The sequence below is a fragment of the Longimonas sp. genome (assembly GCF_046498435.1).
Lineage (GTDB): Bacteria > Bacteroidota > Rhodothermia > Rhodothermales > Salinibacteraceae > Longimonas.
On record NZ_JAWOAR010000023.1, the window covers coordinates 1 to 5,172 of the forward strand.

The window sequence follows — 5,172 nt, forward strand, 5'->3', positions numbered from 1 at the left end:
CGGCAAAATGATTAAACCCTATATGGACAGAGGAGAAATAGGACCGGAAAAACTCATCACTGAAGTCATCATGAGCTGCCTTGCAGCTATTCAGGACGGCAGATTTCTCCTGTAGATTATTCCGTAGGGGTACGGCGCGCCGTGCCCCCGCCTTGGAAAGGCAGCACCGTGCGCGCCAGGAAGCATAGAGCACACGGGTCGTACCTCTGCCCTGAGAGACCGCGATGCAGAGCGGCTCCTGCCGGGCGCAAGCGCGAGCAAAGAACGAAGAACGGATGAGCGCGGCCTATGCATCCCCAAACTAAAGAACAATTGGGAGTGACCTGGGTACGGAGAGGTTGCGCAACAGCCATTGACAAGATCGTCACATCCTCCACACCGACCGACTGGATCGTATGGGCGTCATGAACAAGCTCCGGGAAAACACCGGAGTCATCCTTTGGATTCTCGTTATTTCGTTTGGCGTTATTTGGACGCTACAAGACTCGGACGTGTTTAACACGGTCGGCCAGCCTACGGGCAATATTGCCGTGGTGAATGGGGCCGACATCTCGTACCAGGAGTTTCAACAAGCCGTCGAGCAGCAGATGCAGCGCGTGCGCCAGCAGATGGGGGGCGACGTGACGCCGCAGATGCAAGACATGGTGCGCGAGCAAACGTACACGCAGCTCGTAAATGCGCAGCTTATTGAGCAAGAGATGGACCGCCTGGGCATTCAGGTGACGGATGCGGAGGTCATGGACATGGTTTATGGCGAAGATCCGCATCCGACCATTCGCCAGCAGTTTGCCGACGACTCGGGCGAGGTCGACCAGCAGCTTATCGCCAACCTGGCGCAAAACCCTGAAATGCGCGAAAGCTGGCTGCAGCTGGAAAATTTCTTGCGCGAGGAGCGTCGCCAGAATAAGATGAACACGCTGCTCGAATCGACGGTGCACGTCTCGAACCAGGATGTGGAAGAGGCCTACTTCCGCCAGAATGCGCGGGCCAATGTGCAGTACGTGGCCTTGAACTACGCCTCGGTAAGCAGCGACGAAATCGACGTGTCGGAGTCAGATCTGCGTGATTACTACGACGAAAACCGCGAGGACTTCCGACGCGAGCGCACCTACGAAGTGGAGTACGCTGCGCTTCCGAAAGAGCCGACGTCCGAGGACTCGTCGGCGGTGCTTCAGGATCTGGAAAATCTGCAGGCCGATTTTGAGGAGGCCGACGATGTGGAGTCGTTCCTGGACCGCAACGGATCGGTGGTGCCGTACAATGATGAGTTTGTGGATGCCTCGTCGCTGCCTGATGCAGTGGCCGATGCTGTGTTTGAGGACCCCACGTCGGGGCGCGTTACCGACATTATTGTAGCCGATGGCAACGCCCAACTTGTTCGCATCATGGATACGCAGCCCGTTGAAGATGCTGAGGAAGACGAGCCGGAAGTCGAAGTGAAGCTGGCGATTATGGCGCTGGAGATTCGACCGAGCCTGGCTACAATCCGCGAGATTGAAGACCGCATGGACGACATTGCGTTCTATGCGGAAGAAGGTGATTTTGAGGAGGAAGCCCAGAATCAAGATGTGGAGGTGGAGCGCCTCACTGCGCAAGATGGCGATGAGACGTTCCCCGAAATTGGGCAGAGCCGTGCGCTGCGCGACTTCTTGTCGGCCGCAGAACCGGGTGAAATTAGCGACGTCCTCGAACTGGAAGATCGGTTCGTGGTCGCTCGTCTATCCTCAATTGAAGAGGAGGGCTACCGCTCATTCAGCGACGTACAAGACCAGATTGAACCGCGCGTGGTTCAGGATCAGCGTCAGGAGGTGCAGGTGCAGCGCATGCAGGATGCATACCAGGGGGCTGAGTCGCTGGATGATCTGGCAGATGCCCTGGGTGTGCGGCTGCGTACGCAAGAGGACATCAGCTACAACGACGACGTGATTCCGGGACTGGGACGCGACCCGATGTTTGTCGGTACGGTCTTCGGACTTGACGCGGACGAACGCTCCGGTGTGGTTGGTGGAGCGAATGCGGCATACGTGGTGGAAGTGACAGATTGGGATGAGCCCGAGCCGATCACTGATGCCGAGCGCGAAGAGCTGCGCCAACAGTTGCTGACTCAACGCCAGCAGCAGGTGGTAAACCAGTGGATTGAGTCGCTCCGCGAGGATGCAACCATCGATGACAACCGTGCTGCGTACTTTTAGAGCCTAAACCGCTTGTCTAAGCTACAATCGTGACGCCCTGTCGCTGCTACTTTGCCGCGCCAGGGCGTTTTGCGTTGGAGATTCGCGCCGTTAGCATTCGAAGATAACTCAACAGATAGACCCTCAGGGTGTCCACGCAAGCGTGCCCTGATACACGGTGCGAGCAGGTCCGTCAAGATACCACAGGGCCGGGGGGGCTCCGTCGGCAGCCGGGCCGGACTGAAACGTGCCGCCCGGGGTGTGGATGGTGGCGGGCGGGGTGATCTGCTCTTGCTTCAGCGCGATGGCTACCACTGCAAGCACGCCGGTGCCGCACGCTGCGGTTTCGGCTTCGACCCCCTTTTCGTAGGTGCGCATGCGAACGGTGTGCTCGTTGAGTACGGCAGCCAGGTTGACGTTGGTGCCTTCGGGGGCAAAGGCGTTGTCGTGGCGTAGGGGCGGGGCCAGGGTTTCGAGCGGAGCCTCCGACAGGGCCGCCTCCGAATCCGTAAACGCAACGATGTGTTCGGTGCCCGACCAGACCTGGTGCCAGTCGAATCCGGCTGTGCTGGCGGTGTCGGGGGAGATGCGAGCCTGGTAGCGCGACGGTTCGGGCACCCACAAGCGTACAGGAGCCTCAGGGGTATCGGGGACATCGGCGGTGTAGCGTCCGGCGTCGGTCTCGAAGGTGAGGCGCGTGTAGTCTTGCTGGGGAGAGCCGAGTCCGGCGTCAGCGGCAAAGCGCGCCAGACACCGCGCTCCGTTGCCACACATCGTAGCCATCGAGCCGTCGGCGTTCACGTAGCGCATCCGGAAGTCGGGAGACGGTGTTGGGGAGGCAGGGTCTTCTGCATCCCCCTGTGCCGAATTGGAGGTGGATGGATGCAGAGCAAGCACGCCATCGGCCCCTACGCCCCGGCGCCGCGGACACCAGCGGCGGGCCAGGGTCTGTAGTTCGGCATCGGTAAAGTGGAAGAAGCGGTTGTCCACAACGATAAAGTCGTTTTCGGCGCCTTCCATTTTCGTGAACGATACAATCAGATCAGGCATATGGCAAACAAACACTGAAACGGTACATACTACACTCGGCGGGTGCACCGCCGCTATTCATGTTCTGCGCACCCAGTCTATTACGCTGTCCTTGGCTGAGAAACGGTTTAGCATTCAAGATACCGATCCGCTCCTTCTGTTCGGGTTCAACGACGCGCATTTGCGCACCGTTGAGCAAGCATTTCCGGACACGTCCATTACTGCACGCGGTACCACCGTCTATGTTGAGGGGGCTAAAGAGCAGGTGGATGCGGTGGAATCGGTCTTCCAAGAGCTGATGGTGCTCTTAGAACGCAACGACGCTCTGGCTGAGGAAGATGTGGAGACAGTGCTGGCGCTGGAACAGTCGAACAGCGCCCCGGCTCCGCCCACCGATTCTTCGGAGGCCGATGTGGTACTGCACACCCCCGACGGCGAGGCCATTCGTCCCCGCACGCCCAACCAGGCGAAGCTGGTCGAGTCGGCGCGCACCAACGACGTGGTCTTTGCGATTGGCCCGGCGGGTACGGGCAAGACCTACATGGCCGTAGCGATGGCGGTGGCCGCACTGAAAGAGCACCGCGTCAAGAAGATCGTGCTGGCGCGTCCGGCGGTAGAGGCCGGCGAGCAGCTGGGCTTCCTGCCGGGCGACTTCTACGAGAAGATCGATCCGTATCTGCAGCCGCTTTACGACGCGCTCGGCGATATGATGCCGCACGATACGCTGGCCGAGTATATCGAGACCAACCGCGTGGAGATTGTGCCGCTGGCGTACATGCGCGGGCGCACCATGAAGTCGGCCTTCGTCATTCTCGATGAGGCACAGAACGCCACCACCGGCCAGATGAAGATGTTCTTGACGCGCCTCGGTCCGAATAGCCGCACCATCGTTACCGGCGATGTGACGCAGACCGACCTGAAGGACCGCCGCCGCAGCGGACTGGTGCAGGTGCAGCACATCCTGGAAGACATCGCCGGCATCGACTTTGTGTATCTGACGCCGAAAGATGTGGTGCGCCACCGCCTGGTGCGCGACATCATTGCCGCGTACGAGAAGCACGAAGAAGGATGAGCAGGGAGCCTTGCATCTCCAAACTTTTCCACAAATCCTGAGGCGAACGGTCCCCCGTTCGCCTTCAGAATCGGCTGCTACCCGTCGTACGAATAAAAGCCCTGGCCCGACTTGCGCCCGAGGTGCCCGGCAGCAACCATTTTGCGGAGGAGCGGACACGGACGGTACTTGTCGTCGCCCAGCTCACGGTGCAGCACCTCCATGATGCCCAGGCACACGTCGAGTCCAATGAAGTCGGCCAGCGTGAGCGGACCCATCGGGTGGTTCATGCCGAGCGTCATAACGGTGTCGATGGCGTCTTTGTCGGCTACGCCCTCCATGAGGCAAAACACGGCCTCGTTAATCATGGGCATGAGCACGCGGTTCGAGACGAAGCCGGGCGCATCGTTCACTTCAACGGGCGTTTTGCCGAGATCGAGCGCCAGGTTCTCCACGGCGTCGAACGTCGCGTCGCTAGTGTCAAGGCCGCGCACCACCTCCACCAGCTTCATGACAGGCACCGGATTAAAGAAGTGCATCCCGATAACCTGCCCGGCGCGGCTTGTCTGCGCGGCCAGCCACGTAATCGAGATCGAGGAGGTGTTGGAGGCGAGAATTGCATCGTCGGGAGCGGCCTCATCCAGCGTTTCAAAGATCGGCCCCTTCACCTCAGTCGTTTCGCTTACAGCCTCAATGACAAGCTCAACATCTGACACTGCCTCGGCCAATGCAGTGTGCGTATGGATGCGGTCGAGCGTAGCCGTGCGTTCCTCGTCTGTAATGCGCTCTTTGTTAACCTGGCGCTGCAAGTTCGATGCGATGGTCGCAGTGCCCTGCTTGAGCGCCGCCTCGTTTACGTCGATGAGCGTAACAGTGTAGCCGTTCAGGGCAAGAACATGGGCAACGGCATCGCCCATGTTC

General features: G+C 59.7%; 4 protein-coding genes. 2 read left to right on the forward strand and 2 right to left on the reverse strand.

Annotated elements, in window-relative coordinates:
* Positions 1-404 precede the first annotated feature (404 nt).
* On the forward strand, positions 405-2,192 hold the full coding sequence (locus tag R6U20_RS00910; RefSeq protein WP_410335990.1) for a SurA N-terminal domain-containing protein: 1,788 nt from the start codon (positions 405-407) through the stop codon (positions 2,190-2,192).
* Positions 2,193-2,315: 123 nt separating this feature from the next.
* Here R6U20_RS00910 and dapF read toward each other — a convergent pair whose 3' ends face one another.
* On the reverse strand, positions 2,316-3,221 hold the full coding sequence (dapF, locus tag R6U20_RS00915; protein WP_410335991.1) for a diaminopimelate epimerase: 906 nt from the start codon (positions 3,219-3,221) through the stop codon (positions 2,316-2,318).
* Positions 3,222-3,312: 91 nt separating this feature from the next.
* Between dapF and R6U20_RS00920 the strand changes: the two genes are divergently transcribed.
* Positions 3,313-4,272, forward strand: a complete 960-nt coding sequence (locus R6U20_RS00920) for a PhoH family protein (RefSeq protein WP_410335992.1) — start codon at positions 3,313-3,315, stop codon at positions 4,270-4,272.
* 77 nt (positions 4,273-4,349) lie between these two features.
* On the opposite strand, the gene R6U20_RS00925 is transcribed toward R6U20_RS00920, so the two are convergent.
* The gene (locus tag R6U20_RS00925) at positions 4,350-5,168 is read right to left on the reverse strand and encodes a 3-hydroxybutyryl-CoA dehydrogenase (protein ID WP_410335993.1); all 819 of its coding nucleotides are present in this window, start codon (positions 5,166-5,168) and stop codon (positions 4,350-4,352) included.
* Positions 5,169-5,172: the final 4 nt, after the last annotated feature.